Annotated in this window: 25 protein-coding genes; 8 read left to right on the top strand and 17 right to left on the bottom strand. The window is 73.6% G+C overall.

Going from position 1 to position 25,296, the window contains the following annotated elements; translation table 11 throughout:
* Positions 1-311: response regulator transcription factor (locus tag EBO15_RS18945; RefSeq protein WP_199744644.1), on the top strand; the 311-nt coding region annotated here is incomplete at its 5' end.
* A 24-nt stretch (positions 312-335) separates the two neighbouring features.
* Here EBO15_RS18945 and EBO15_RS18940 read toward each other — a convergent pair.
* A complete protein-coding gene (locus tag EBO15_RS18940) occupies positions 336-881 on the bottom strand; it encodes a hypothetical protein (RefSeq protein ID WP_147481544.1) in 546 nt (181 codons plus the stop codon).
* A 164-nt stretch (positions 882-1,045) separates the two neighbouring features.
* Between EBO15_RS18940 and EBO15_RS18935 the strand changes: the two genes are divergently transcribed.
* The 3 genes from EBO15_RS18935 to EBO15_RS18925 are packed head-to-tail and all read left to right on the top strand — an operon-like array spanning position 1,046 to position 3,578.
* Complete coding sequence (locus tag EBO15_RS18935) at positions 1,046-2,014, top strand: ABC transporter ATP-binding protein (protein WP_122195734.1); 969 nt, start codon at positions 1,046-1,048, stop codon at positions 2,012-2,014.
* Positions 2,011-2,787 (top strand): ABC transporter permease, encoded by a 777-nt coding sequence (locus EBO15_RS18930; protein WP_122195733.1) that lies wholly within the window; start codon positions 2,011-2,013, stop codon positions 2,785-2,787. The genes EBO15_RS18935 and EBO15_RS18930 overlap by 4 nt, the downstream gene beginning before the upstream one ends.
* Positions 2,784-3,578: an ABC transporter permease gene (locus tag EBO15_RS18925; protein ID WP_122195732.1), complete on the top strand. Its 795-nt coding sequence runs from the start codon at positions 2,784-2,786 to the stop codon at positions 3,576-3,578. Before EBO15_RS18930 ends, EBO15_RS18925 begins: the two co-directional genes overlap by 4 nt.
* A gap of 78 nt (positions 3,579-3,656) precedes the next feature.
* Here EBO15_RS18925 and pheT read toward each other — a convergent pair whose 3' ends face one another.
* The 8 genes from pheT to infC form a co-directional block, all read right to left on the bottom strand.
* The gene (pheT, locus tag EBO15_RS18920) at positions 3,657-6,134 is read right to left on the bottom strand and encodes a phenylalanine--tRNA ligase subunit beta (RefSeq protein ID WP_122195731.1); all 2,478 of its coding nucleotides are present in this window, start codon (positions 6,132-6,134) and stop codon (positions 3,657-3,659) included.
* Positions 6,134-7,243 (bottom strand): phenylalanine--tRNA ligase subunit alpha, encoded by a 1,110-nt coding sequence (gene pheS / locus EBO15_RS18915; protein ID WP_122195730.1) that lies wholly within the window; start codon positions 7,241-7,243, stop codon positions 6,134-6,136. Before pheS ends, pheT begins: the two co-directional genes overlap by 1 nt.
* 129 nt (positions 7,244-7,372) lie before the next feature.
* Positions 7,373-8,464 carry a sensor histidine kinase gene (locus tag EBO15_RS18910; RefSeq protein ID WP_122195729.1) on the bottom strand — a complete coding sequence of 364 codons (1,092 nt, stop codon included), beginning with the start codon at positions 8,462-8,464 and terminating at the stop codon, positions 7,373-7,375.
* Positions 8,465-8,779: 315 nt separating this feature from the next.
* Entirely contained in the window at positions 8,780-9,298 is a 519-nt protein-coding gene (locus EBO15_RS18905) for an STAS domain-containing protein (RefSeq protein ID WP_122195728.1), read from the bottom strand.
* Between the two features lie 362 nt (positions 9,299-9,660).
* Positions 9,661-10,473 carry a TrmH family RNA methyltransferase gene (locus EBO15_RS18900; protein WP_122195727.1) on the bottom strand — a complete coding sequence of 271 codons (813 nt, stop codon included), beginning with the start codon at positions 10,471-10,473 and terminating at the stop codon, positions 9,661-9,663.
* A 41-nt stretch (positions 10,474-10,514) separates the two neighbouring features.
* On the bottom strand, positions 10,515-10,892 hold the full coding sequence (rplT, locus tag EBO15_RS18895) for a 50S ribosomal protein L20 (RefSeq protein WP_122195726.1): 378 nt from the start codon (positions 10,890-10,892) through the stop codon (positions 10,515-10,517).
* Between the two features lie 73 nt (positions 10,893-10,965).
* Complete coding sequence (rpmI, locus tag EBO15_RS18890) at positions 10,966-11,160, bottom strand: 50S ribosomal protein L35 (protein WP_026415009.1); 195 nt, start codon at positions 11,158-11,160, stop codon at positions 10,966-10,968.
* A 190-nt stretch (positions 11,161-11,350) separates the two neighbouring features.
* Positions 11,351-11,911: a translation initiation factor IF-3 gene (infC, locus tag EBO15_RS18885; protein ID WP_233616286.1), complete on the bottom strand. Its 561-nt coding sequence runs from the start codon at positions 11,909-11,911 to the stop codon at positions 11,351-11,353.
* A gap of 1,007 nt (positions 11,912-12,918) precedes the next feature.
* On the opposite strand from infC, the gene EBO15_RS44260 reads away from it, so the two are divergent.
* Positions 12,919-13,407: an NUDIX domain-containing protein gene (locus EBO15_RS44260; protein WP_158628274.1), complete on the top strand. Its 489-nt coding sequence runs from the start codon at positions 12,919-12,921 to the stop codon at positions 13,405-13,407.
* A complete protein-coding gene (locus EBO15_RS18875) occupies positions 13,407-14,378 on the top strand; it encodes a carbohydrate kinase family protein (RefSeq protein WP_122195723.1) in 972 nt (323 codons plus the stop codon). Before EBO15_RS44260 ends, EBO15_RS18875 begins: the two co-directional genes overlap by 1 nt.
* A gap of 8 nt (positions 14,379-14,386) precedes the next feature.
* On the opposite strand, the gene EBO15_RS18870 is transcribed toward EBO15_RS18875, so the two are convergent.
* A complete protein-coding gene (locus tag EBO15_RS18870) occupies positions 14,387-15,076 on the bottom strand; it encodes an HIT family protein (RefSeq protein ID WP_158628273.1) in 690 nt (229 codons plus the stop codon).
* A 129-nt stretch (positions 15,077-15,205) separates the two neighbouring features.
* Between EBO15_RS18870 and EBO15_RS18865 the strand changes: the two genes are divergently transcribed.
* Positions 15,206-16,513, top strand: a complete 1,308-nt coding sequence (locus tag EBO15_RS18865) for a prenyltransferase/squalene oxidase repeat-containing protein (protein ID WP_122195721.1) — start codon at positions 15,206-15,208, stop codon at positions 16,511-16,513.
* Positions 16,514-16,632: 119 nt separating this feature from the next.
* On the opposite strand, the gene EBO15_RS18860 is transcribed toward EBO15_RS18865, so the two are convergent.
* From EBO15_RS18860 to EBO15_RS18825, 7 genes are all read right to left on the bottom strand, one after another.
* Entirely contained in the window at positions 16,633-17,460 is an 828-nt protein-coding gene (locus tag EBO15_RS18860) for a shikimate dehydrogenase (protein ID WP_122195720.1), read from the bottom strand.
* Positions 17,457-19,178, bottom strand: coding sequence for an endolytic transglycosylase MltG (gene mltG, locus EBO15_RS46120; RefSeq protein WP_233616285.1), 1,722 nt, complete (start codon positions 19,176-19,178; stop codon positions 17,457-17,459). Before mltG ends, EBO15_RS18860 begins: the two co-directional genes overlap by 4 nt.
* Positions 19,171-19,632, bottom strand: a complete 462-nt coding sequence (gene ruvX / locus EBO15_RS18845) for a Holliday junction resolvase RuvX (RefSeq protein ID WP_122195718.1) — start codon at positions 19,630-19,632, stop codon at positions 19,171-19,173. The genes mltG and ruvX overlap by 8 nt, the downstream gene beginning before the upstream one ends.
* Positions 19,629-22,298 (bottom strand): alanine--tRNA ligase, encoded by a 2,670-nt coding sequence (gene alaS / locus EBO15_RS18840; RefSeq protein WP_122195717.1) that lies wholly within the window; start codon positions 22,296-22,298, stop codon positions 19,629-19,631. Before alaS ends, ruvX begins: the two co-directional genes overlap by 4 nt.
* Before the next feature lies 1 nt (position 22,299).
* Positions 22,300-22,620 carry a DUF6167 family protein gene (locus EBO15_RS18835; RefSeq protein WP_122195716.1) on the bottom strand — a complete coding sequence of 107 codons (321 nt, stop codon included), beginning with the start codon at positions 22,618-22,620 and terminating at the stop codon, positions 22,300-22,302.
* The gene (locus tag EBO15_RS18830) at positions 22,617-23,069 is read right to left on the bottom strand and encodes a DUF948 domain-containing protein (protein WP_122195715.1); all 453 of its coding nucleotides are present in this window, start codon (positions 23,067-23,069) and stop codon (positions 22,617-22,619) included. Before EBO15_RS18830 ends, EBO15_RS18835 begins: the two co-directional genes overlap by 4 nt.
* Before the next feature lie 136 nt (positions 23,070-23,205).
* A complete protein-coding gene (locus EBO15_RS18825) occupies positions 23,206-24,474 on the bottom strand; it encodes a replication-associated recombination protein A (protein ID WP_122195744.1) in 1,269 nt (422 codons plus the stop codon).
* Positions 24,475-24,756: 282 nt separating this feature from the next.
* On the opposite strand from EBO15_RS18825, the gene EBO15_RS18820 reads away from it, so the two are divergent.
* The gene (locus tag EBO15_RS18820) at positions 24,757-25,224 is read left to right on the top strand and encodes a hypothetical protein (protein ID WP_122195714.1); all 468 of its coding nucleotides are present in this window, start codon (positions 24,757-24,759) and stop codon (positions 25,222-25,224) included.
* Positions 25,225-25,296: the final 72 nt, after the last annotated feature.

Raw genomic sequence — 25,296 nt, 5'->3', positions numbered from 1 at the left:
GGCCCGCCGCCGACCGCCTGCGCCGCGCCGACGAGATCGCCGCGCGCCTGGGCGCCGCCCCGCTCCGCCGCCAGATCTCCGAACGCGCCCGCCGCGCCGGCCTGTCGGGCGCGGGCAAGGGCCCCCTCACCGCCCGCGAGTCCGAGGTCCTCCGGCTCCTCGCCCTGGGCCGCTCCAACAAGGAGATCGCCGCCGAGCTGTTCATCTCCCCCAAGACCGCCAGCGTCCACGTGTCGAACCTGATGGCCAAGCTCGACGCGTCCTCCCGGGGCGAGGCCGTGGCCACCGCCCGGGACCGCGGCCTCCTGTGACCCCGGTCCCTGCTCCGGCGCGGATCAGGCGCCGTCGTCCGCCTCGTCGCCCGCTTCGTCGTCCGCCTCGAACTGGTCGAGGAGGTCGGTGATCAGCCGCACGGCGGAGTCGTCGTCGCCGGTGAGCTCGTTCACGCGCAGGCCCAGCAGGACCATCGCGACCTCCAGGGCCGTCATCTCCTCCTTCCGCCACGGGCCGTGCTCGCGGCGCCAGAGCGTCGGGCTGATGCCGACCACCGGGGCGACCAGCAGCGCCGCCATCGTGGGGATGCCCTCGTCGTCGACGACCTTCATCAGCTTCATCGTCCCGAGGACCCAGGGCACGACGTGTTCCATCACGTCCTCGTCCTGGGAGGAGTAGGCGTCCTCGAGCCACTGCATGTACACGTAGATCAGCGTGCACGCGCCGTCGAGCACGGCGGCGGCCCCCAGCGGGCCGAAGGACTCCAGGTACCGGCTCCTCAGCTCGTCCTCGCCGGCGGCCTCGCCGCTGCCGATGGACTTGAGCCGCGTGTCGAGGACGGTCAGCGCGGCCGCGATGTCACCGACGGGCGCACGATCGGGTGCCAACGGGGACGTCATCATCCACCTCCGGGAAACCGTGCCCGTCCAACGGCGGGACACCGCCCACCCTATGCTCCGGGGCCTTCCCTCAGGCTCCGAACGGATCAGCCGTCCCGAACTAGGACGCGGCCTTATGGCTCCGGCCAGGGCCTTACGGTCACGGTCGGGGCATGGAAGCCGCCGTTTCCGTGTCCTCGCTGCGCCGGACCTACGAGCGCAGGCGGAAGGACACCGTCGTCGCCCTGGACGACCTCACGCTGACCATCGCCCGGAACGAGATCCACGGGCTGCTCGGGCCGAACGGCGCGGGCAAGACCACCCTCGTCCGGATCCTCTCGACCGTGCTCCTGCCGACGTCCGGGACGGCACGAGTGCTCGGGCACGACGTCGTCGCCGAGACCACCGCCGTCCGGTCGCTCGTCGGGCTCGTCCTCGGCGGGGACCGCGGGCTGTACGACCGTCTCAGCGCCCGCCGCAACCTGCTGTTCTGGGGTGCGCTCTACAAACTCGACGCGCGGACCGTCCGGCGCCGCGCCGACACCCTCCTCGAACGGGTCGGGCTCGCCGAGCGGGCGGACGAGCCCGTCGAGCGGTTCTCCCGGGGCATGCGCCAGCGCCTGCACCTGGCGCGCGGCCTCCTGCACGAGCCGCGGGTCCTGTTCCTGGACGAGCCGACCTCCGGCCTCGACCCCGTGGCGGCCGTCGCGTTCCGCCGGCTCGTCCTCGAACTCCGGGACGAGGGACGCACGTTCCTGCTGGCCACCCACGACATGGACGAGGCCACCGCCCTCTGCGACCGGGTCACCCTCATCGACCGCGGACGGCGCCTGCTCACCGACGACACCGCGAACATCGGACGGCTCCTCGGCGACCGCGAGTGCGTCGACTTCGCCCACGACGACCCCGCCCTCACCCACGCGCTCAACCACGCGCTCACCGACGCGCTGGCCGCCCTGCCCGAGGTCGTCGACGTCGAACGGCTCGACGACCGGTGGCGCGCGCACACCGCCGACCGGGAGGGCTCGCGCCGCGTCCTGGCCTGGCTGGTCGAACGCGACGTCCTCACCGCCCGGCACGCGCAGCCGACCCTCGAAGAGGTCTACCTGCGGACCGTCGGGGACCGGGGGATGCGCGTATGACCTCCTACCTCAGGGTCGTGTGGCAGGCGTTCCTGCTCCAGGCCGCCCTCGCCCGGCGCGGGCCGCAGAACATGCTGATGCTGCTGGTCACGCCCATGCAGACGGCCGGGCTGCTGTCGCTGACGCTGCACGCGCACCGGCCCGACGCGGTCGCCAACGCGGTGATCGCGCCCGGACTGGTCGGGCTGTGGGTCGCGGCGCTCGACTACGCCGGACGCGTCGTCCCCGAGGACCAGTGGGCGGGACGGTTCACGCCGATGGTCGCCGCCCCGGTCCCCCTCACCCTCGTCGTCGCCGGACGCGTCGCCGCGGTCGTCCTGGTCGGCGCGGTCGCGTTCGCCGAGTCCTGGCTCGTCGCGGCGGCCGGGTTCGGGCGCGTGGTGACCGTGGACGAGCCCGGCGTGTTCGTCCTGGCCGTCGCGGCGACCTGCCTGGCGTCGGTCGGCACGGCCATGCTGCTGTCGGGGGTCATCGCGCTGTCGCGGGCCCGCGACGTGCTCCAGAACTCGCTGAGCTATCCGTTCTACATCCTGGGCGGCGTGGTGTTCCCGATCGCCGTGCTGCCGCTCTGGGTGCGCCCGCTCAGCCGGCTCGTGTTCCTGTCGTGGAGCGCGCAGCTGCTGCGGGACGCCGCGCACGGGACGGCCCGCCACTGGCCCCTCTCCCTCGCGGTGATCCTCGCGCTCGGGGCGGCCGCGCTGGCGGGCGGGATGTGGCTGACGCGCCGGATCGTCGACGTCGCCCGCCGCAAGGGGACGGTGGGGTACGCATGATCCACGCGATCCGGATCGTCCGGCAGTCGGTGATCCTCGGATTCGCCGAGATGGGACGCGTCTACACCTGGAGGACCTGGACGTTCGGCTGGCTCATGCGGCTGCTCTGCCAGGTCGCCTACTACGTGCTGCTGGGCTCCTACCTCGGCGACCCGGCGCTGACGCGGTACGTGCTGGTCGGGAACTCCGTGGCCCTCGCGTGCCTGGAGTCCACGATCGTCGTCATCTCGCTCTCCGGGGAGCGCGCCATGGGGACGCTGCCGCTCCTCGCCGTCGCCCCCGCCGGGCACCTGCCCGTCTACCTCGGACGCGGCGTCCAGTGGATGACGACCGGCCTGATCAGCTCGATGGTCGCCTGGACGGCCCTGCCGCCGCTCCTCGGCGTCCCGCTGCCCTGGCCGCGCGCCGCGTACGCGATCCCGGTCATCGTGCTCGTCCTGCTCAGCAGCTACGGGTACGGGTGCGCGCTCGCGGGCGTGGCCCTGCGCCTGCGCGGCGTCGAATGGCTCGTGCTGAACTTCGCGTACGGGATCGTCATGACGTTCGGCGGGACGAACGTCCCGATGTCGTTCTGGCCCGCTCCCCTGCGCGCGGTGCTGGAGTTCCTGCCGCTCGTCCACGGGCTGCAGGCCGTCCGCGGCATCCTCGACGGCGCTCCCACCGGCCACGTCCTCGGGCAGGTGGGACTCGAGGCGCTGGTCGGGGCGGGCTGGTACGCGGTCGCCTGGCTGTCCATGGACCGGCTCGTCTCCGTCGGACGCCGCACCGGCACACTCGACTACGCAGGCTAGAAACTGCGGGCTAGAAAAACGAACGCGCCCCCGGCCACCCGAAGAGGGCCGAGGGCGCGTCTCGCTTCTCGCTGAGGGCTACGCGCCGCGCAGGACCGCGCCGGTGCGCTCCGCCGCGACGGCGACGGCCGCGTCGCGCGCCTCGCTCGCCTCCTCGGCGGTCAGCGTCCGGTCGGACGCGCGGAACCGCAGCGAGTAGGCCAGGGACTTGCGGCCCTCGCCCACCTGCTCGCCGGTGTACACGTCGAACAGGCGCAGCGACTCCAGCAGCTCGCCCGCGCCGTCCCGCAGCGCGGACGCGACGTCGGCGGCGGGCACCGCGGCGTCCACCGTCAGCGCCACGTCCTGCGTCGCGACCGGGTACGCCGACACGTGCGGGGCGCGGACGTCGCGCGGCTCGCCGAGCGCGCGGACCTCCAGCTCCATCGCGCAGGTGCGGGCGGGCAGCCCGAACGCCTTCACGACGCGCGGGTGCAGCTCGCCCGCGTGGCCCACGAGCGTGTCGCCCGCGTACAGCGCGGCACAGCGGCCCGGGTGCCAGGGCGCGTGCCGGTCGGCCTTCACCGTCAGCTCGACGCCCGCCTCGCGCGCGACCGTGCGGGCCGCCTCGACGGCGTCCGCCCAGATCGCGCCCTCGCCCGCGCCCCACCAGCCGGACGGGGCGCGCTCGCCGGACAGCACGACCGCGACGCGGAACGGCTGGTCCGGAAGGGCGGCGTCGATCGAGGCGATGTCCTCGGCGGACGGGGCCCGGTCGACCGGCAGCCGCGGCGCGCCCTTCGGCGCGTCCGGACGCGGCCGGAAGACCCGCCCGGTCTCGTACAGGGCGGCGTCGCCGAAGCCGCGGCCGACGTTGCGGGACAGGGCCTTCAGCAGGCCCGGCAGCAGCGTCGTGCGCAGCAGCGGCTCGTCCTCCGACAGCGGGTTCGCCAGGCGCAGCGCGTCCCGGCGCGCGTCGCCCGCGGGAAGCTGCAGGTCGTCGGCGTCCTTGGCCGCCGTGAACGGGAAGTTCAGCACCTCCACGTACCCGGCGCCGGCGAGCGCGCGGCCGATCCGGCGGCGCAGCCGCTGGTCGGCGGTCAGCCCGCGGCCCGCGACCGGACGCGGCGCGCGCGACGGGATGCCGTCGTACCCCTCGAGCCGGATGACCTCCTCGGCCAGGTCGTTCGGGTCGCCCAGATCCGGACGCCAGGACGGCGGCGTCACGACCAGTTCGTCGTCACCCGCCACGGCGCAGCCGACCTGCTCCAGGCGGCGGACGACCGTGTCGCGGTCGTAGGCGACGCCCGCGACCTTCGCCGGGTGCCCGGCGGACATCGCGATGGTGCGCGGCCCGACCGGCGCCTCGGCGTGCGTGACGCCGGGGACGATCTCCGCGCCGCCCAGCTCGGCGAGCATCCGCGCCGCGCGCGCCGAGGCGTACAGCGGCAGCTCGCGGTCGACGCCGCGCTCGAACCGGTAGGACGCCTCGCTGTGCAGCCGGTGCCGCCGCGCCATCCGCGCGACCGCGACCTCGTCGAAGTGCGCGGCCTCGATCACCATGTCCGACGACTTCTCGTCGATCTCGGTGGCGAGCCCGCCCATCGTCCCGGCCAGGCCGATCGGCCCGGACTCGTCGGTGATCAGCAGGTCCTCGGCGTCGAGCTTGCGCTTGACGTGGTCGAGGGTCTCCAGCCTCTCCCCCGCCGCCGCGCGCCGCACCACGATCGGGCCGGTCAGCTTGGCCCGGTCGAAGGCGTGCAGCGGCTGGCCGAGCTCGAGCATCACGTAGTTGGTGACGTCCACGGCGAGCGACACCGGGCGGACGCCGGCGCGGAACAGCCGCACCCGCATCCGCAGCGGCGTCTCGGCGGACGGGTCGAACCCGCGCACCTCGCGCAGGACGAACCGGTCGCAGCCGGACGCGTCGCCGATCGACGCCGGGTACGCCTCGCCGGAGCCGTCCGGGAGCTCGACGTCGGCCGGGTCGCGGAACGGCAGGCCGTAGACGGTGGCGGCCTCGCGGGCGATGCCGCGGATCGACAGCGCGTAGCCGCGGTCCGGCGTGACGGCGATGTCGAGGACGTCGTCGCGCAGGCCGAGCAGCTCGACGGCGTCGGTGCCGACGGCGGTCTCCGGCGGCAGCACCAGGATGCCGTCGTGGTCGTCGCCGATCTCCAGCTCGCGGACGGAGCAGATCATGCCCTCGGACAGGTGCCCGTAGGTCTTCCGCGAGCCGATCTTGAAGCCGCCGGGCAGCTCGCCGCCGGGCAGGATGACCACGACGTGGTCGCCGACCGCGAAGTTCGTCGCGCCGCAGATGATCTGCTGCGGCTCGCCGGTGCCGTTGGCGTCGGCGACGTTCACCGTGCAGAGCCGGATCGGCTTCTTGAAGCCGGTCAGCTCCTCGATGGTCAGGACCTCGCCGACCACGAGCGGGCCGACGACGTCCGCGCCGGCGCGCTCGACGGTCTCGACCTCCAGGCCCGCGTCGATCAGCTTCGCGGCCAGCTCACGGCCGGTGATCCCCTCGGGCAGCTCGACGTACTCGCGCAGCCAGGAAAGCGGGGCCCGCATCAGATCTCCATCCCGAACGGAAGGGTGAAACGGACGTCGCCCTCCACCATGTCGTGCATGTCCTCGACACCGTGCCGGAACATCAGCGTGCGCTCGACGCCGAGGCCGAACGCCCAGCCGCTGTACCGGGTCGTGTCGATGCCGCAGGCCACCAGCACGCGCGGGTTGACCATGCCGCAGCCGCCCAGCTCGATCCAGCCCTCGGACGAGCAGGTGCGGCACGGCTCGCCGCCCGGCTCGGCCGACGCCCCGTGACACACGAAGCACTGCATGTCCACCTCGGCGGACGGCTCGGTGAACGGGAAGTAGGACGGCCGGAACCGCGTCTTCAGCCCGCCGCCGAACATGCCGGTGACGAACGCGTCGATCGCGCCGCGCAGGTCGGCCATCGTCAGGCCCTCGTCGACCGCGAGGCCCTCGAGCTGGTGGAAGACCGGGGCGTGCGTCGCGTCCAGCTCGTCGGTGCGGAAGGTGCGGCCCGGCGCGACCACGTACACGGGCAGCTCGCGCGAGAGCAGGGAGCGGATCTGCACCGGCGAGGTGTGCGTGCGCATCACCACGTCGGATTCCTCCGACTCCACGAAGAACGTGTCCTGCATGGACCGCGCGGGGTGGTCGGGCTTGAAGTTCAGGGCGTCGAAGTTGAACCAGCCCGCCTCGACCTCGGGCCCCTCGGAGACCTCGAAGCCCATGGCGACGAACACGTCGGCCATCCGCTCCTGGAGCGTGGTCAGCGGGTGCCGGGCGCCGCGCGGCGCACGGTCCCAGGGCAGGGTGACGTCGACGGTCTCCTCGACGAGGACGCGCTGGTCTCGCTCCTCCTCGAGCTCGGCCTGGCGCTTCTTCATGGCCTGGGCCACGGCGCCGCGGGCCGCGCCGACGCGCTTGCCCGCCTCGGCCTTGGCCTGGGGCGGCAGCGCGCCGATCTCCCGGTTGGCCAGCGCCAGCGGCGAGCGGTCGCCCGCGTGGGCGAGCCGGACGGCCTTCAGGTCGTCCAGGTCGGAGGCGGCGGCGATCGCGGCGAGCGCCGCGTCTCGGGCCTTGTCGAGCTCCGCGGGTTGCAGCGCGGTCACCTCGACGGGGTCGTAGGACTTGTTGGGTGCAGACATGGTGATGTGATGACTCCGGTCGGCGTGGGACGTCCGCAGTCTAGTGCGCGGACGGGAAAGATCCGGAAAAGCGTGCGTCTGCGCGCCGCCCGCGCGGGGAGCCCGGTGCCGTGGCGGCTGAGCGGACGCTCAGGCGGTGGCGTGGTCGGGGGCCCCGGCGGGCACGGTAAATCGGAACTCGGCGCCGCCACCGGGCGCGCGCCGCACGGTGATCGCTCCGCCGTGCGCCTCGACGAGGCCCTTCACGATGTAGAGGCCGAGGCCGGTGCCGCCGCGGCGGCCGGACGCTGGGCCGCGCCAGAACTGCCGGAACACGCGCTGGGCTGCCTCGGGCGGGATGCCCTCGCCCTCGTCGCGTACCGACACCGCGGCCCCCTTCCCGTGTCCGTCCGGCTCCACCACGATCGTGACAGTACCAGCGCCGTGCCGCACCGCGTTCTCGACGAGGTTGCCGATGACCTGGTCCATCTTGTCGGGGTCGAGCCAGAGATCGGGCAGCTCGCCCCGGGCCTCGAACCGGAACCGGTCGGCCGGGTCGCCCGCCGCGACGCGGCCCGCGATGATCTTGCGGACCTCCTCGGCGAGGTCCACCACCTGGCGGCGCATCTCCAGCCGCCCGGCCTCGATCCGGGACACGTCGAGCAGCTCGGTGATCAGCCGGGTCACCCGGTCGGCGTCGGCGTTCACCGTCTCCAGCATGACCAGCTTCTGGTCGTCGTTGAACCGGTGCCACTTCGACAGCAGCGTCGCGGTGAAGCCCTTCACGCTGGTCAGCGGCGACCGCAGCTCGTGCGCGACGGTCGAGACCAGGTCGGCCCGGTCGCGTTCGCGACGGGCCCGGCGCAGCGCGTCCCGCAGGGTGACCGTGAATCGTTCCACGTGCCCCCCGGCGTCCCGGCGGTAGGCGGCGCTCACCAGGAGCTCCGTGCCGTCCGGGAGGAAGAGGGTCTGCTCGGGGTGGCGGGTGCGGGTGGACAGCCCGTCGTAGGGCGCCGAGCATTTCCACCAGTCGCGGCCCTCGGCGTCGTGCAGCGGCAGGACGTCGCGGAAGTCACGGCCGATCGCCGCCTCCGCCGCGACCCCGGTGAGCCTCCGCGCGGCGGCGTTGAACACCGCCACCCGGCCGTCCGGGCCGGCGACGAGCACGCCGTCCGGCAGGTCGTCGGGATCGAGCGCCCCGGTTCCCGGCGCGGCGGCCTGCCCGGTCCTCGGACCGGGCACGCGCCGACGCGCGGTCGGGGAGTGCTCTCCACCCACGGACGGCCTCCAGAAACCGGACGGGACACGGCCTGACGACAACAGACTCTATCCGGAGACGGCGACGCCGCGGGACCCGAGAGCCTCTGCCGGGCAAGCGTTTTGTGTCCCTCCGGCTGCCCGCGGCACCCCGCTCCGCCTCGTCGCGGACGGCCGGGCACGGCACACGCGCAGCGGCCGCGCACGAGCCGCCACAGGCCGTCGGCGCGGGGGCCGGGAAGTGAGAAGCGGACCGGCGCGGGCGCCCGAAGGCACCCGCGCCGGTCCGCGTTCGTTACGTCAGCCGCGTCCCGCGGCGGTGGCGGCCTCGGCGGCCGCGACCGCGTCGGCCACGTCGGCGTGGAGCGGGAACAGCGTGTCCAGGCCGACGACGCGCAGCAGGCGCAGCTGGGCCGGGCGTACCCGGGCGAGCCGGACCCGGCCGCCGCGCGCGGCGAGCGCGTTGCGGACCGCCACCAGCACGCCGAGGCCGCTGGCGTCGCAGAACCGCACCCCGCCGAAGTCGATCACCAGGTCGGCGCAGGCGGACCCGCCCTGCGGGCCGGCGAACTCGGTCAGCCGGGCGCGGAGCGCGTCGGCGGTGCGCAGGTCGATCTCGCCCGCGACCGCGACGACCGTGGTCGTGCCGTGGACGGCGGCGAGCTCGGTCCGCAGCTGCGCGGGACCCGCGCAGGCGAACGCGGCGCGCCCGGCCGCCGGGGTGCCCGCCGGACCGCCCGCGGGGACGCCGGTGCGGCATCTGACCTCGGGTGCGCGCCGGGCCGTTCGCCGGGCCGCCGTCCCCCTGTGGTCGGTCATTCGATCCCCCATCTCGCGGCGTCGTCGCCGTCCCACGGATCCACCGTAGGCGGCTGTCAACGCGTGTGAATCCCCCGCCGGACCGGTTCGGTCCTCCTCCGAAGGAAGGAACCGCCGGTGCGGCCGTCCGGTCCCCGCCCGCCGCTCCGCGGCAGGTGGCGCGGCCCCCGCCGCACCGTCCGGACGGAGTCCATCCTCGCAGGCCGCGCGGGGTACGGCGGCCCGCGGCGCGGAACCGTCCGGTTGCGGTCAGTACCGAACCGGACGGCCCGGGACGCCGTCTTCTCCGGGTCGTTTCACGGCCTGGACCAGGGCATCCCCCCGAGACGGGGCGAAACGGATGCTCCTGGCCGGGACGGCCGTCAGGCGCGCTGCGCCCGCGCGGAGGCGTACAGGCACACGGCGGCGGCCGTCGCCAGGTTCAGGCTCTCGGCGCGGCCGTAGATCGGGACGCGGACCACCTCGTCCGCGTGCCGGAGGATCTCCTCGGGCAGCCCCCACGCCTCGTTCCCGAAGACCCAGGCGGTCGGGCGGGCCAGCAGCCCGCCGTCGATGGCCTCGTCCAGGGTGCGGTCGCCCGCGCCGTCGGCGGCGAGGACGGTCAGCCCCGCGGCCTTCAGGTCGGCGGCCAGCCCCTCGAACCGGGGGCCCATCACCACCGGCAGGTGGAACAGGCTTCCCGCGGACGCCCGGACGCACTTGCCGTTGTAGGGGTCCACCGACGCGTCGGTGAACACCACCGAGTCGGCCCCCGCCGCGTCGGCGGTGCGCAGCACCGTGCCGGCGTTGCCGGGGTCGCGCACGTGCGCGAGGACCGTCACGAGCTTCGGCGAGGCCGCCAGGGCGTCGCCGAGCTGCACGTCCACGAACTCGCAGACCGCCAGCAGTCCCTGCGGGGTGACGGTCTGGGCGAGCTCGGCCATCACCTCGCCGCTCACCCGCAGCACCGGCACGCCCGCCTTGTCGGCGGCCGCGATCAGCTCGGGGTGGCGGCTCTCCGCCTCGGCGGTGGTGAACAGCTCCGCGAGGCCGCCGGGAATGGCCAGCGCCTCGCGGACGGCCTGCGGGCCCTCGGCGAGGAACCGGCGCTCGCGGCGGCGGAACGCACGCTTGGCGAGCCGCCGAGCGTCCTTCACCCGTGGTGATCGGATCGAGGTCAGCTCACGGCCCGCCATGCTCACGCCGGTTCTCGTCGTGCCCGTCGTTCCGGCCGCGCTCAGGCGGCCTTCTCGCCCTCGGCCGGCAGCGCGGCCTTGGCGATCTCGACGAGCGCCGCGAACGCGGCGGCGTCGTTGACGGCCAGCTCGGCCAGCATGCGGCGGTCGACCTCGACCTCCGCGGCCTTCAGGCCCTGGACGAAACGGTTGTAGGTCATGCCGTTCGCGCGGGCGGCGGCGTTGATCCGCTGGATCCACAGCCGGCGGAACTGACCCTTCCGGTCCTTGCGGTCCCGGAAGGCGTACGTCATGGAGTGGAGCTGCTGCTCCTTGGCCTTGCGGTACAGGCGCGACCGCTGGCCGCGGTAGCCGCTCGACCGCTCCAGGACGACCCGACGCTTCTTGGCGGCGTTGACCGCCCGCTTCACGCGTGCCACGTGTTGAACTCCTTCGTGGGGGCCGGCGACTCAAATGCCGGCCGGTCGTACGGACTGCTGGTCTGGCGGCTGCTTACTTGCGCAGCAGCTTCTTGATGTTCTTCGCGTCGGCGGGCGAGACCACGACGGTGCCGTCGAGACGGCGGGTCCGCTTGGTGGGCTTGTGCTCGAGCAGGTGGTTCTTGTTGGCGCGGCGGCGGATCACCTTGCCGGAGCCGGTCAGCTTGAACCGCTTCTTGGCCCCGCTGTGGGTCTTGGTCTTCGGCATGGCGCCGTCGTCTCCCTCTCGTTCGGACCCCACGTGCTCGGGCACGGGGGCGCGCCTGATCGGCGTTGCACCACGGGTCGCGCGGTGCGACGCCAGGTCAGGCTCAATGTACGTGCGTCTCCGCCCTCTTCGGCCGGGCACGGCCCCGCTCACGCGAGACACGAGCGGCCCCTCCGGGGCGCGGCGACGCTCAGCCCTGGGCGGACTCCTGCTCTTGCTCGTGCTCCTGCTCCCGGGCGGCGCGCTCCGCCTTGGCCTCGGCCTTGGCCTCGGCCTTCTTCTTGTGCGGGCCGAGCACCATGATCATGTTACGGCCGTCCTGCTTCGGCCGGGACTCGACGAAGCCGAGCTCGTCGACGTCCTCGGCGAGGCGCTGGAGCAGCCGGTAGCCCAGCTCGGGGCGGGACTGCTCGCGACCGCGGAACATGATCGTCACCTTGACCTTGTCCCCGGCCTTGAGGAACCGCACCACGTGACCCTTCTTGGTCTCGTAGTCGTGCGGGTCGATCTTCGGCCGGAGCTTGATCTCCTTGATGATCGTGTGCGCCTGGTTCTTCCGCGCCTCACGCGCCTTCATCGCGGACTCGTACTTGAACTTGCCGTAGTCCATGAGCTTGGCGACGGGCGGGCGCGCGGTGGGCGCCACTTCGACCAGGTCAAGATCCGACTCACGCGCGAGATCAAGGGCCTTGGCGATGGGCACGATGCCCACCTGTTCGCCGTTCGGGCCGACGAGCCGGACCTCGGGCACGCGAATGCGGTCGTTGATACGCGGTTCGGCGCTGATGGGACCTCCTAGGAGCCGTACCTGTGCAAGCTTGCGACCGGTGTACCCCGGGGCCTCTCATGCGAAAAGCCCCGCACGACACGCATGCGGGGCCACCTTCGGTCGAGCGCGCACCCCTGCCGGGGCGGCGTGCTCGGAACGGACGCCGAGGCGCCGTTCACGGACCGGGACCCACCGGCCGCTGGCCGGTCAGGTGGGAGGTGGCCTCCGCTTGAACGTCCGGCGCGTCCCTTCCGCGAGGAAGAAAGCACAGGACCGGTCGACCACCAAGACTAACACCTCTTGAGCACTGCTTGTTCCACCCCGCCGGGGTTTCCGTCCGGTTCGACGGGGTTCCCCCCGGAATTCCGGCGAACCGTCTCAGGCGCCGAGCCGGGGAGCGGTCCACCACGCCGAAGGCGGGCGGGACGAGCGCCGCCCTCCGACACGGTAGCCGATCACGACGCCACCCCGGCGGTGACGTGGTCGTCCAGGCGCCGAACGATCCCCACGACCATGGGAAACCTGGTCGGACCACCCGATGGTCACGGCGTGGCCCTTCTCCGGCGCGGACGAGACGGCCGCCAGCTGGCCGATCAGGGCGGGCGTCCCCCGGGCCAGGGTGCTGTCGAATCGGTAGCGGGACCGCTGTCGCAGTGTCGGACGTGGCGTGGGACCGTGCATCGCTCTCCCCCCGGAGGGTCATGATCACGCTGCGCAGCTCGATACGGCACCGTTCCGGGGGCTGTCCCCGGGGCCTGAGGAGGGTGTCCGCCGGGGGTGAGGGGCATCTTCCCGAACGGTGCCAAGCGGCGGACCGATGCCGGGGTTACGGTTGGACCAGGACGGCCCGCCGGGCCGCGCTGCCAGGGGTTTCCGTCATGCCCGCATCCGCCGCGTCCAGCGTCTCGTCCGGTCCCGCGCCCGGCGCCGCGCCCGGGGTCCACTCCGCTTCCGTGCCGGCTTCCGTGCCGGCTTCCGTGCCGGCTTCCGTGCCGGCTGCGGGCTTTCCTCCGCCCGGCGTCCCGGTCCGGCTGGAGTTCGCGCAGAAGGCGTTCATCGTGTCGGGCGGCCGGCTGCTGATGGTGCGCAAGTCCGCCACCGACCCGCACCACCCGGGCCGCTGGGAGGTGCCCGGCGGCCGGCTGCACGTCGCGGGCGACCTCGATCTCGACGACCACATCCGGCGCGAGGTGTGGGAGGAGGTCGGGCTGAGGGTCGATCCGGGGCCGCCGTTCCACCTGTGGCAGTGGTCCATGCCGGACGGGCCGGACGGTTCCGGCGAGCGGGTCCGGGTGGTCGCGGCGGCACGGTTCTGCCGTCCGCTGACCCTGGACGTGAGCCCGGAGAACCGGGTGCCGGACGACCATCTCGGGGAGTCGGCGTGGGTGCCGCTCGGCGCGGCCGCCTCGCTGGACCTCATCCCGAGCCTCCGTCCGGTGCTGCGGGAGTTCCTGCGGCGGTACCCGGCGACCGGCTGATGGCCCGGGTCGGCCGTCCGGACGGGCCGGTGGACGGGACGGCGGTGGCGGCGCCGGGTCTGGACGGCGCGGCGCGGCGGCGGTTCTCGGTCGTGGTGCTGGGCGACGTGCGCTTCGAGGTGCGGGCGACGCTGCCGGACGTCCGGTTCGCCGAGGTGTCCGCCGACCGGCTGGCGTACGCGCCCGCGCGCGCCGTGGTCGGCGGGACGGCGGTGAACATGGCGCGGTGGGCGGTCCGGTACTTCCGGCGGGTGGCGGTGCTCGGGCGGATCGGCGACGACGACCTCACCCCGGTCGTCCGGCGGGAGGTGCGCCGGATCGGGGCGCGTGACCTGCTGCGCGCCGAGTCCGGGACGGCGAACGGCCTGACGGTCATGCTGCGTGACCGGGCCACCGGCGGCGGGCACGGCGCGCGGCTGCTGGTCGCCGGGCGGGACGCGCCCGACCGGCGGCTCTCCCCCGCCGACGTGCGGGACGCGGCGCGTCCGATCCGCCGGGCGGACGCGCTGTGCTGCGACGGGTACGCCTCGCTCGGCCCGGTCTCGCGGGCGGCGCTGCGCACGGCGATGGAGACGGCGCGGGCGGCGGGCACGCTGGTGCTGTTCGACCTGGTCCCGCACGACGTGGACGCGCGGCTCCCCATCCAGGACGTGCTCGCGCCGCTTCCCCTCGCGGACGTCGTGGTCAGCGAGGCCGCGACGCTGGCGCGGCTGGTCGAACGGCCCGTCCCGGTGACGGCGGACGGCGCACGGGCGCTCGTCCCGGCGCTGGACGCGCTGGTGCCGGGGCGTCCGCTGTGGCTGCTGCGGTTCGGGCCGTCCTCGCTGGAGGGTGTGCTCGCGCACCGCCGGGACGACCTGACGCTCACCTACCCGTCCGGCTACCGGGAGGGCGTGGAGCGGATCGGGTTCGGGGACCGGCTGGCGTCCGCCGAGCTGTACTGGTGGCTCGCGCGCCGTGCGGCGTCGTAGGGCGCGTGTCAGGCGGCGAAGTCGAGGCCGTCGGCGGCTGAGCGCATGGTGTCGTGGAAGCGCGCTTTGCTCTCGGGGAGGGCGAAGGTCTCCTGCCAGCGCCATGGGCCCGGCAGGCGCAGCGCGGTCGCGGCCGCCTTCCGGAGGTACTGGCTGGGCACGCCGTCCCCGGGGTGGACGGTCGCGATCCCCGATTCCTCGACGAAGAGGTAGGAGCGTCCGGCGCGGTGCCGTTCGCGGAGGACGGCGTGGCCGGCCGGGACGCCGTCCAGGCCGTCCTGGGCGAGCAGCGCGCGGACGCCGGTGACGCCCGGCAGCAGGTGCCAGTGGAAGTGGTCGACGCAGGCCCCGCCGCCCTGGGGCGTCGCCGGGCCGTGTTCGAGGACGAGCAGCGACGGATCCCCGTACGCGCGGCGGTAGAGGCGGGCGACCGCACCGCGCCAGGCGAGCGCGCGTTCCCACAGGCCGGGGCCGAAGGCTCCCGCGCAGGGCAGGTGCCCGGCCGAGACGAGCAGCAGGTGGCCGGCGGTGAGCGGGGCGAGGTCGGGCATGAGGAGGAACGCGTCGTCGGCCGCCGCCACGGCGTCCGGTCCCGGCAGCCCGGCGATCGCGTTCAGCCGGAAGCGCAGGGGCGGGCACAGGACGCAGTCGGCGTCCGGGTGGGTGGTCGTGTCCGTGGTCGTCCGGCCCGCCGCCATGCCGCCACCTCCGTCGCCTGGACGGTGCCGGCCGGGACGTCCGTGAGCGGCGCGGGCCGCCACAACCCGGACGCCCGGACGGTAGAGCACCTGTCCATATGGGCACATACCCGGTAGAAGGCCCGCATAGTGAACTCCCCCCTGAACCAGCGCCCCCGCCGCACCGACCGTCCGCCGAACGAGCGGACGGCGGACCGCCGTTCCACGGAGGGCGCGGGCGCCGACCGGCTGGACATGGCGCTGCTCCACCGCACGCTCGACGACTCCCTCGACGTCCTCCGCGACACCTACGTCCCCGCCAACGGCACCGGCGGCGGCTGGTACCACGAGCTGGCCCGAACCGAACCCGGCGCGACCGCCACCGCCCTCGGCCTGCTCGCCTTCACCACCGCCGGACGTCCCTTCGCGCACTTCGACGCGAGCCTGGCGTTCCTCGCGCACCGCCAGGTGGACTCCGTCGACCCGCTGCGCGACGGCGGCTGGGCCACCAAGACCAGCCTCGGCCTACCGGTGGTCGAGGCGACCGCGTGGATCGCGCGGTTCCTCGCCGTCGCCCGCTGCGACCTGCGCCCGGACGCGCCGGACCTGCGCCGCGCCTACCGCTGGCTGCTGCTCAACCAGAACCCCGACGGCGGCTGGGGCTCGCTGCGCGGCGCACCGTCCCGGACCTGGCTGACCTGCCTGGCGCTGCGCGCGCTCGCCCGGCTCAACCCCTACGACCCGTCCGTCGGGCGCGGCGTGGAGTGGCTGACCGCCGACCGGACCGCGCTGCGCCCCGCCTGGGGACCGACCCCGGACGCCGCCCCGACCGTCGCGCACACCGCGTTCGCGCTGGTCACACTGGCCGAGGCCCGGCCCCGCCAGGAGAACGAGCGGCTGCCGGCCGCCTACGACTGGCTCGCCGCGCACCTCGACCCGTCCGACGACCACACCTGGATCGAGACCTACGACGTGATGCCGCACGGCCCCTCCGCCGCCCCGATCTGGCGGATGGCGCTGTGGCACTCCGGCCTGCCGCTCGCGGTGACCGCGCTGGTGCACGACCCGCGCGGGGCGCCCGGCCCGCTGCTCGGACGCGCCGTCCGGACCCTGCTGGCCGCCGACGCGGGAGGCCCGTCCTGGTCCGGCTACCCGGCGGACGGCCGCACCTCGCTGTGGACGCTGTGGTGGCGGCTCGACGCGATGATCGAACTGGCCCGGATGCCCCTCGCCCGCCCCCGCGACGTCTGCACTGGCTGCCGGACGCCACGGTCGTCCAGCGGGCGCACGCCCGCGACCGTTCGCTGCCCGCGCTGCTGCCGGGCCGCCCGCGCCCGGACCCGGTCCGGCTCGTCCGGCGGTACTGGTCGTCGCTGCTGCTCGGCGCGGTCGTGGCCGGCGGGCTCGCCGGCGTCGGCGCCCGCGCGTGGGGCTGGCGCGAGTTCTGGCTCAGCGTGATCATCCCAATGGCGATGACCACCGCCCACGAGTCCCTGCGCCGGCGCAGACCCGCCGAGTGAACCGGGTCGGGCCGTCCGGCGGGTGGAGCGGGTCGGCCCGTCCGCGGGTGGAGCGCGTCAGGCGGCGCGGCGGGCCAGTTCGGCTTCGCCCGCGGCGCGCATCGCCTCGACCGGGACGTCGTCGCGGCCGGTCATGAGGGCGACCTGGCGCACCGCCTGGTGCAGGAGCATCTCGAAGCCCCCGACGACGCGTCCGCCCGCCGAGGCGACCGCGCGCGCCAGCTCGGTCGGCCAGGGCGCGTACACCACGTCGAACAGCGCCGCCCCGGACGCGGCGACGGGCTCGGCGAACGCGTCGGCCGCCCGTCCGGGAAGCGTGGAGACGACCAGGTCGGCGGGAAGGGACCCGCCGGCCTCGTCCAGCCGGACGACCTCGGCGGACACGCCGAACCGCGCGCCCACCTCGACCGCCTCCGCGGCGCGCTCGGGGCTGCGGACCGCGACCGCGACCCGCGACACCCCGAACCGGGACAGCGCGGCCAGCGCGGACGCGGCCGTCGCACCGCCGCCCAGCACGACCACGGACGCGACTCCGTCCAGCCCCGCCTCGCGCAGCGCCGTGACGATCCCATGGACGTCGGTGTTGTCGGCGGCGCGCCGCCCGTCCCGCAGGACGAGCGTGTTCGCGCCGCCGACCTTCGCCGCGAGGTCGGACACCGAGTCGGCGAGCGACAGCGCCACCCGCTTCAGCGGCATCGTCAGCGACAGGCCGCGCCACGACCCGTCCAGGCCGGCGAGGAACCCGGCCAGGCCGTCCTCACCGACCTCGAACGCGTCGTAGGACCAGCCGGAAAGGCCCATCTCCGCGTACGCGGCACGGTGCAGCACCGGGGACAGCGAGTGGGCGACCGGCGATCCCAGGACCGCCGCGCGAGCGGAACTCACTTGCCCTTCGGCGGGTGTTTGGCCAGCCACTGGTCAAGCTTGTTCTTCATCGTGGTGAACTCCGCCTCCGTCGTCCCGTACTCGGTGTAGCCCGTGGTCGGGTTGGTGGTGACGAAGAACAGCCAGTCGCCCGGCGCCGGGGCCAGCGCGGCCTTCAGCGCGTCGGCGCTGGGGTTGTCGATCGCGCCGATCGGAAGCGGCTTCACCTTGTAGGAGTTGTAGGGCGAGTCGACCTGGGTGTCCTTGATGGTGACGTGGAGGGTCCGCTTGTTCAGCGCGTACAGGACGGTCGTGTCGAGCTGCAGCGGACGACCGATCTTGATGCGGTTGTAGAGCACCCGCGCGATCTTCGGGTAGTCCGCCTTGGTGCCGCCCTCGGCCTGCAGCAGGCTGGCGAGGGTGACGACCTGACCCGGGTCGAGCTTGACCGCCCTGGACTTGTTGACCAGGTCGAGCTCGCGCGCCTCCTGGTTGAACCGCTCCACCATCATCTTGAGGATGTCCTTGGCCGGGGCGTTCGGGTTCAGGTTGTACTGCCCCGGGAAGAGGTAGCCCTCCACCTTGCCCTTGGCGTAGGACGGGAGACCGAGGCCCCGGGTGTCCTTCGCGGCGGCCTGGAACTTCTTCACCGAGATGCCGGTCTTCTTCGACAGCTTCTCGTAGACCTCGATCGCGCGCAGCCCCTCCGGCAGCGTGATCATGTTGCCCGCGCGGGCCTTCGGGTCCAGCAGCAGGGCCATCGCGGCCTTGGACGACATCCGCAGCCGCATCTGGTAGTAGCCCGGCTGGAGGCTGGACGCCTTCGGTTCCTTGCCGTACACCTTCAGGAACGCGCGGACGCTCTTCACCACGTCGTGCTGCTGGAGCGTCGCGGCGATCGCCGACCCGCTGTCACCCTCCTTGACCTGGACGATCACGTTGCCGGCGCCCTGGCCGGAGTAGTCCGGCGGATGCATCCGGCCGTCGAGCCAGGCGTAGCCGAGCACGCCGCCCGTGCCGACGATCGCGACGAGGAACGCCAGCGCGAACATCACCGCGGCGCGGCCCTTGCCCTTGCTGCGGCGCTGCCGCTTGCGCGAACGCCGCTGGTCGTCGCGGCTGCGCTCGCCGTCCCGGTTCAGCTGGTCGTCGAGAAGATGGCCTCCCTGGCCCTGACCTTGGCCCTGCTCCTCGTACTCGCCGTACTGGCCGTCGTAGTACTCGTCCTGCTCGTACTGCTGCTGACCGTACTGCTGCTGGCCGTGCTGCTGACCAGGCTGCTGTTGAGCGGGGTGCTGAGCCTGCTGCTGCCCTGGATGCCCCTGGGCCTGCGGCTGCCGCCCGTACTGGTCATACTGCCCCTGGCCGCCGCCGTACTGCTGTTGCTGTTCGTACTGCTGCTGTTCGTACTGGTGCTGGTCGTACTGGCCCTGCCCGTACTGATCCTGCCCCTGCTGGGCGTACTGCTCCTGGCCGTACTGCTCCTGCGCGTGCTGGTCCTGGGCGTACTGGTCCTGACCACGTTGCCCCTGACCACGTTGCCCCTGGCCGCGCTGGTCCTGACCGCGCTGGTCCTGACCGCGCTGCCCTAGGCGGCGCTGGCCCTGACCACGCTGGCGGCCGCGCGGGTCCCGGCCGGGACGCGGCTGCTGCTGCCCCTCGGGACGGCGCCGACGGCCGCGGCGTGGCTCGGGTTCGGGTTCGTTCGGCGGGTCGTCGAAGAAGTCCACGTCACTCACCCGCTCCCCGGACGCCCTCACCGGGTGGACGCCCGGTCAGCCGCTCACCGTCGAGGGCCGCCTGGAGCAGGACCGCCGCGGCGGCCTGGTCGACGACCTTGCGCCGGGCCTGACCGTGGACGCCACCGGCGCGTAGTCCGCTCTCGGCCGTGACGGTGGTGAGCCGTTCGTCGTAGAGCCGGACGATCTCGGGGGATAGACGCTCCGCCAGCATGGTGGCGAACCGCCGGGCGGACGTCGCCGCCGGGCCCTCACGGCCCGACAGCGACGTCGGAAGTCCCACGATGACCTCGATCGCCTCGTTCTCCTCGACCAGCCTCACCAGCCGGTCGACGTCCCCTTTGCCCGCCTTCACGGTCTCCAGGGGAGAGGCAAGGATGCCGCCGGGGTCGCAGCGGGCGACGCCGATCCTGACGCTGCCCACGTCGACTCCGAGTCGGACTCCGATCCTCATGCGGCCCCTACGGCTCGTTCGACGGCGGCCAGCGCCTCGCCGATCTTGCCGGCGTCCGCGCCTCCGCCCTGGGCGAGATCGTCCTTGCCACCGCCGCCACCGCCGAGGGTCTTGGCGGCGAGACCGACCAGCTGCCCGGCCTTCAGGCCGCGCTCGCGGGCGCCCTCGCTGAGGGCGATCACGACGACGGGACGGTCCTTGGGCGCGCCCGCGACCATCACCACGGCCGGACGGCCCTGGAGGCGGCCGCGCACGTCCACGGCGAGCTTGCGCAGGTCGTCGGCTCCGGTGCCGTCGGGGGCGCGGTGCCCCACGAAGGCGATCCCGTTGACGTCCGCGGCCTGCTCGGCGAGCCCGGCGGCGGCCTGCAGCACCTGCTGGGCGCGGACCTTCTCGAGCTCCTTCTCGGCGTCGCGCAGGCGGGTGACGATGCCGGAGATCCGCTCGGGCAGCTCCTCCTTGCGCGCCTTCAGCTGCTCGGAGAGCTGGTTGACCAGCACGCTCTCGCGGGCCAGGAAGCGGAACGCGTCGATGCCGACCAGCGCCTCGACCCGGCGGACGCCGGCGCCGATGGACGACTCGCCGAGCACCTTCACCAGGCCGAGCTGCCCGGACCGCGCGACGTGCGTGCCGCCGCACAGCTCCCGGGAGTAGTCGCCGATCTCCACGACCCGGACCTCGTCGCCGTACTTCTCGCCGAACAGGGCGAGCGCGCCCATGGCGCGGGCCTCGTCGATCGAGGTGTGGAACGCCCGGACGTCCAGGTCGTTGATCAGGACCTCGTTGACCTCGTCCTCGACGTCGCGCAGGACGCTGACCGGGACGGCGCCGGACGCGGTGAAGTCGAACCGGAAGCGTCCGGGCGAGTTCTCCGAACCGGCCTGCGCGGCGGACTCGCCGAGCGCCCGCCGGAACCCGGCGTGCACCAGGTGCGTCGCCGAGTGCGAGCGGGAGATCGCGTTGCGCCGCTCGACGTCGACCTCGGCGTAGGCGGTGTCGCCCGCCTGGGCCTCACCGCCGCGGACCACGCCGCGGTGCACGATCAGGCCCTTCAGCGGCGACTGGACGTCGCGGACCTCGATCTGCGCGCCGTTGCCGAGCCGGATCACGCCGGTGTCGGCGAGCTGGCCGCCGCCCTCGGCGTAGAACGGGGTGCGGTCGAGGACGACCTCGACCTCGTCGCCCTCGCCGGCGGCGGGCACGTTCGCGCCGTTCACCAGCAGGCCGACCAGGCGGGCCTCGCCGATCAGCCGGCCGTAGCCGATGAAGTCGACCTTGCCGCCCGCCTCGGTGAGCAGGGCGTCCAGGACGGAGACGTCCAGGTTGCCGGTCTTCTTCTCGCGCGCGTCCTGCTTGGCGCGGTCGCGCTGCTCCTTCATCAGCCGCCGGAAGCCGTCCTCGTCCACTGACAGGCCCTGCTCGGCGGCCATCTCGAGGGTGAGGTCGATCGGGAAGCCGTAGGTGTCGTGCAGCTTGAACGCCTGGGCGCCGCCGAGCACCTGGGCGCCGGAGCGCTTGGTGTCGGCGACCGCGGTGTCGAAGATCGTCGTGCCGGTGCGGAGCGTGGAGAGGAAGGAGTCCTCCTCCGCGTCGATCACCGTGTGGATGTTCGCGGCGGTGCGGATGAGCTCGGGGTACTGCTCGCCCATCGCCTTGATCGCGACGTCGGTCAGCTCGTGCATGAGGCCCGCGTCCTGAGCGCCGAGGAGCCGCAGGTTGCGGATCGAGCGGCGCAGGATGCGGCGCAGCACGTAGCCGCGGCCCTCGTTGCCTGGGCGGATGCCGTCGGAGACCATCATCGTGCCGGACCGGACGTGGTCGGCGATGACCCGCAGCGACACGTCCGCGCGGTGCTCGCGGCCGTAGGTCGTGCCGGTGAGCTTGGCGGCGCGGTCGAGGACCCGCCACAGCGTGTCGGTCTCGTAGATGTTGTCGACGCCCTGCAGGACGGCGGCCATCCGCTCCAGGCCCATGCCGGTGTCGATGTTCTTGTGGGCGAGCGGGCCGAGGATCGGGAAGTCGTCCTTGCCCGTGCCCGCGCCACGCTCGAACTGCATGAACACCAGGTTCCACACTTCGAGGTAGCGGTCCTCGTCGACGACGGGGCCGCCCTCGCGGCCGTACTCCGGCCCGCGGTCGTAGTAGATCTCCGAGCAGGGGCCGCACGGCCCGGGGACGCCCATCGACCAGAAGTTGTCGGCCATGCCGCGGCGCTGGATGCGCTCGGTGGGGACGCCGACCTTCTTGTGCCAGATCTCGGCGGCCTCGTCGTCGTCGTGGAAGACGGTGACCCAGAGCTTCTCCTCGGGGAACCCGAACCCGCCCTCGGACTGGGGGCTGGTCAGCAGGTCCCAGGCGAACGGGATCGCCTGCTCCTTGAAGTAGTCCCCGATCGAGAAGTTCCCCAGCATCTGGAAGAACGTGGCGTGCCGGGTGGTCCGGCCGACCTCGTCGATGTCCGGGGTGCGCACGCACTTCTGGGAGCTGGTCATCCGCTGCGACGGCGGCGTCCGCTGGCCGAGCATGTACGGCTTGAACGGGACCATCCCGGCGTTCACCAGAAGGAGGGTCGGGTCCTCGGCGACCAGGCTGGCCGAGGGCACCACGGTGTGCCCGCGCTCTTCGAAGAACTTGAGGAAGCGGCGTGCGACCTCTGCCGACTCCATATCAGTGGCCATCCTTGTCGTTGACGATCGTGTAACGCGCCCGCAGGACCCGGCGCGGGGCGCGGGGCTCCTCGGGTTCGGGGAGGGTCCGGTCGATCCCGACCGCCTCCCGCAGCTCCTCCTCGCGCGCGGCCGTCTCCGCCTTCACGTCGGCGGCGAGGTCGCGCAGCCTGCGGCCCGCGCCCTGCCCGGCGTGGACGGCCCGGACGGCGACGCCCTCCGGGGACCACTCGTGGGCCAGGCGCTCGACGCGCCGCTTGACGCGGTGCGTGGCGTAGACGCCCGCGCCCGCGCCGACCGTGAGCCAGAACAGCCGCTTCACCGGCGCCTCCCACCACGTCCGGACGTTCCGGAGGAACCGCGCGCGGCGCTCCGGGACGACTGGGCCGGGAGCTGAGGACGGCTCGGCGGCCGCTCCTCCCCCGCCCGGTTGCCGAGGACCTTGCGCACCCCGTAGGAGAACGCGGCGGCCTTGACCAGCGGACCACCGACGACCGAGGTCATCACGGTGGTGACCGCCGAGACGTTCTGGGTGACCGAACCGACCTGCTTGGTGATCACGTCCGTGCGGCCGAGCTGCTCGTTGGCGCGGCGGACGGTGCGGGCCATGTCGTCCATCAGCGGACCGGCCTGCTCACCGAGGTCCTCGACCATCTTGGTCGCCTCGCCGAGCAGGCGGGCGAGTTTGAGGAGGGTGTAGGCGAGGAAGGAGACCAGCACCGCCCAGAACACGGCCACGATGAGACCTGCGAGCTGTCCACCAGTGAGCATCAGGGCTTTCCGTTCGCTGTGTCGTCTGTACGCGGGTTCGGCCATGGCCGGGCTGGTCTGACAGACCTTACCGTGGTCCAGGCCCCCGGGAGGGCCACCTCCCCGGCCCTCCGGCACAAGATGATCTCGGCCCGGTTCAGCCGTCCTTCGGCCGCGACGTGCCGCGCAGAACCGCGCGGATTCGCCCCAGAACCTCCGTGAACCGGGCCTCCGCGCCGTGCCGCGTCGGCCGGTAGTACTCGCGCCCGTGCACGTTGTCGGGAGCGTACTGCTGCCGGACGACCCCGCCGGGGTGGTCATGAGCGTATTTGTACCCCGCGCCGTGCCCGACCTTCGCCGCGCCCTTGTAGTGGGCGTCGCGCAGGTGCGCCGGGACCGGTCCGACGAGGCCCTTGCGGACGTCGCCGAGCGCCTCGTCCACGGCCGTGATCACCGCGTTGGACTTGGGCGCGACGGCGAGGTGGATCACGGCCTGGGCGAGGTTGATCCGGGCCTCGGGCAGCCCGACGAACTCGACGGCCTGGGCCGCGGCGACGGCGGTCTGGAGCGCGGTCGGGTCGGCCATGCCGATGTCCTCGCTGGCGTGGACGATCAGCCGCCGGGCGATGAACCGCGGGTCCTCCCCCGCCTCGATCATGCGGGCGAGGTAGTGCAGCGCGGCGTCGGCGTCGCTGCCGCGGATGCTCTTGATGAACGCGCTGATGACGTCGTAGTGCTGGTCGCCCTCGCGGTCGTAGCGGACGGCGGCCCGGTCGACGGCCCGCTCCAGCACGCCGACGTCGATCGTCGCGCCGGGCTCGGCGACCATGGCGGCCGCCTCCAGGTAGGTCAGGGTGCGGCGGGCGTCGCCCCCGGCCAGCCGGATCAGGTGGTCCTCGGCGGCCGGTTCGAGGGCCGTCTCCCCCTTCAGGCCACGCTCGTCGGCGAGGGCGCGGCGGATCACCTCGCGCAGGTCGTCCTCGGCGAGCGGCTCGAGGGTGAGCAGCAGCGACCGGGACAGCAGCGGGCTGATCACGGAGAAGAACGGGTTCTCGGTGGTCGCGCCGATGAACGAGACCCAGCGGTTCTCCACGGCGGGGAGCAGCGCGTCCTGCTGGGCCTTGTTGAAACGGTGCACCTCGTCCACGAACAGGACGGTCTGGCGTCCGGTCATGCCGAGCTCGCGGCGGGCCAGGTCGATCTCGGCGCGGACCCGCTTCACCCCGTCGGTGACGGCGGAGATCTCCACGAAGCGGCGGCTGGTGACCTGGCTCACGACCGTCGCCAGGGTCGTCTTGCCGGTGCCGGGCGGCCCCCACAGGACCAGCGACATCGGGGCGTCGCGCTCCACGAGCTGCCGGATCGGGGTGCCGGGGCCGAGCAGGTGCCGCTGGCCGACCACCTCGTCCAGGCCGCGCGGGCGCATCCGGACCGCGAGCGGCTGGTGCGCGCCGGCGGACGGGCCGCGCCCGCTCCCCGGCACCGGCTCACGGAGGCGCGGCGATCCCGCCCCGGCCGAAGTCGACCCCGAGGTCGGCTCCGAGGTCGGACTCGTGGCGGTCGGATCGTCGAAGAGGCCCTCCGGCTCCCCTGCTCCCAGGCTGCTCGTCACCTTCCGACACTATCTCGGTTCGGTGACAAGTCTGGTTGATCGGGAACGCGAGGAACGTGAGGGGCGTTGGTCAGTCCCGGAGGTGGACCGAACCCGGTGACCGGAACGGCGGCCCCGACCGCGCCACGGCGCGCGTCCCGGGCCCTCAGGAGCGCACCACGACGGCAGCACGGCCTGGCCGGGCTGTTCGTGGTGCTGTTCGCCGTGGCCGGGCTCATGTTCAGCTACGGGCTCGAACACGCCCCGCCGGTGGACCTCTGCCACCCGCACGACGCCGTCACCTGGTTCGGCCCGGGGGCCGAGGGCGCCCACCACCGGCTCCCCCACGGCGACGGCGAGTCCCCGATCCTGTCGGTCACCTCCCACGACCGCACGCCGCCCAGCCCCGTCGAAACGTGCCTCTGCCTGGCCGTCCTGCTGGGCATCATGCTGCTCGTGATGGCGGCGCGTGCGGGACGCCGGCTCCTGCTGCTGCCGGCGCGCGCCGGCTGGCGGTCGGCCGCTCCGGCCCGTCCGTCCCCCGCGTCCCTCTCCCTGGCCTCCCTTCAGGTCCTCCGGCTGTAGAGGCCCACGGGCCGCGTCTCCGCGGCCTCGCCTCGACATCCCCTGAGCACGGCCATCCGAGAGGACCTCTAC

The organism is Actinomadura harenae, from assembly GCF_003696215.1.
Taxonomy (GTDB): domain Bacteria; phylum Actinomycetota; class Actinomycetes; order Streptosporangiales; family Streptosporangiaceae; genus Spirillospora; species Spirillospora harenae.
Note: the sequence above shows the minus strand (reverse complement) of the source record. Positions and strands in the feature narration are given on the sequence as shown.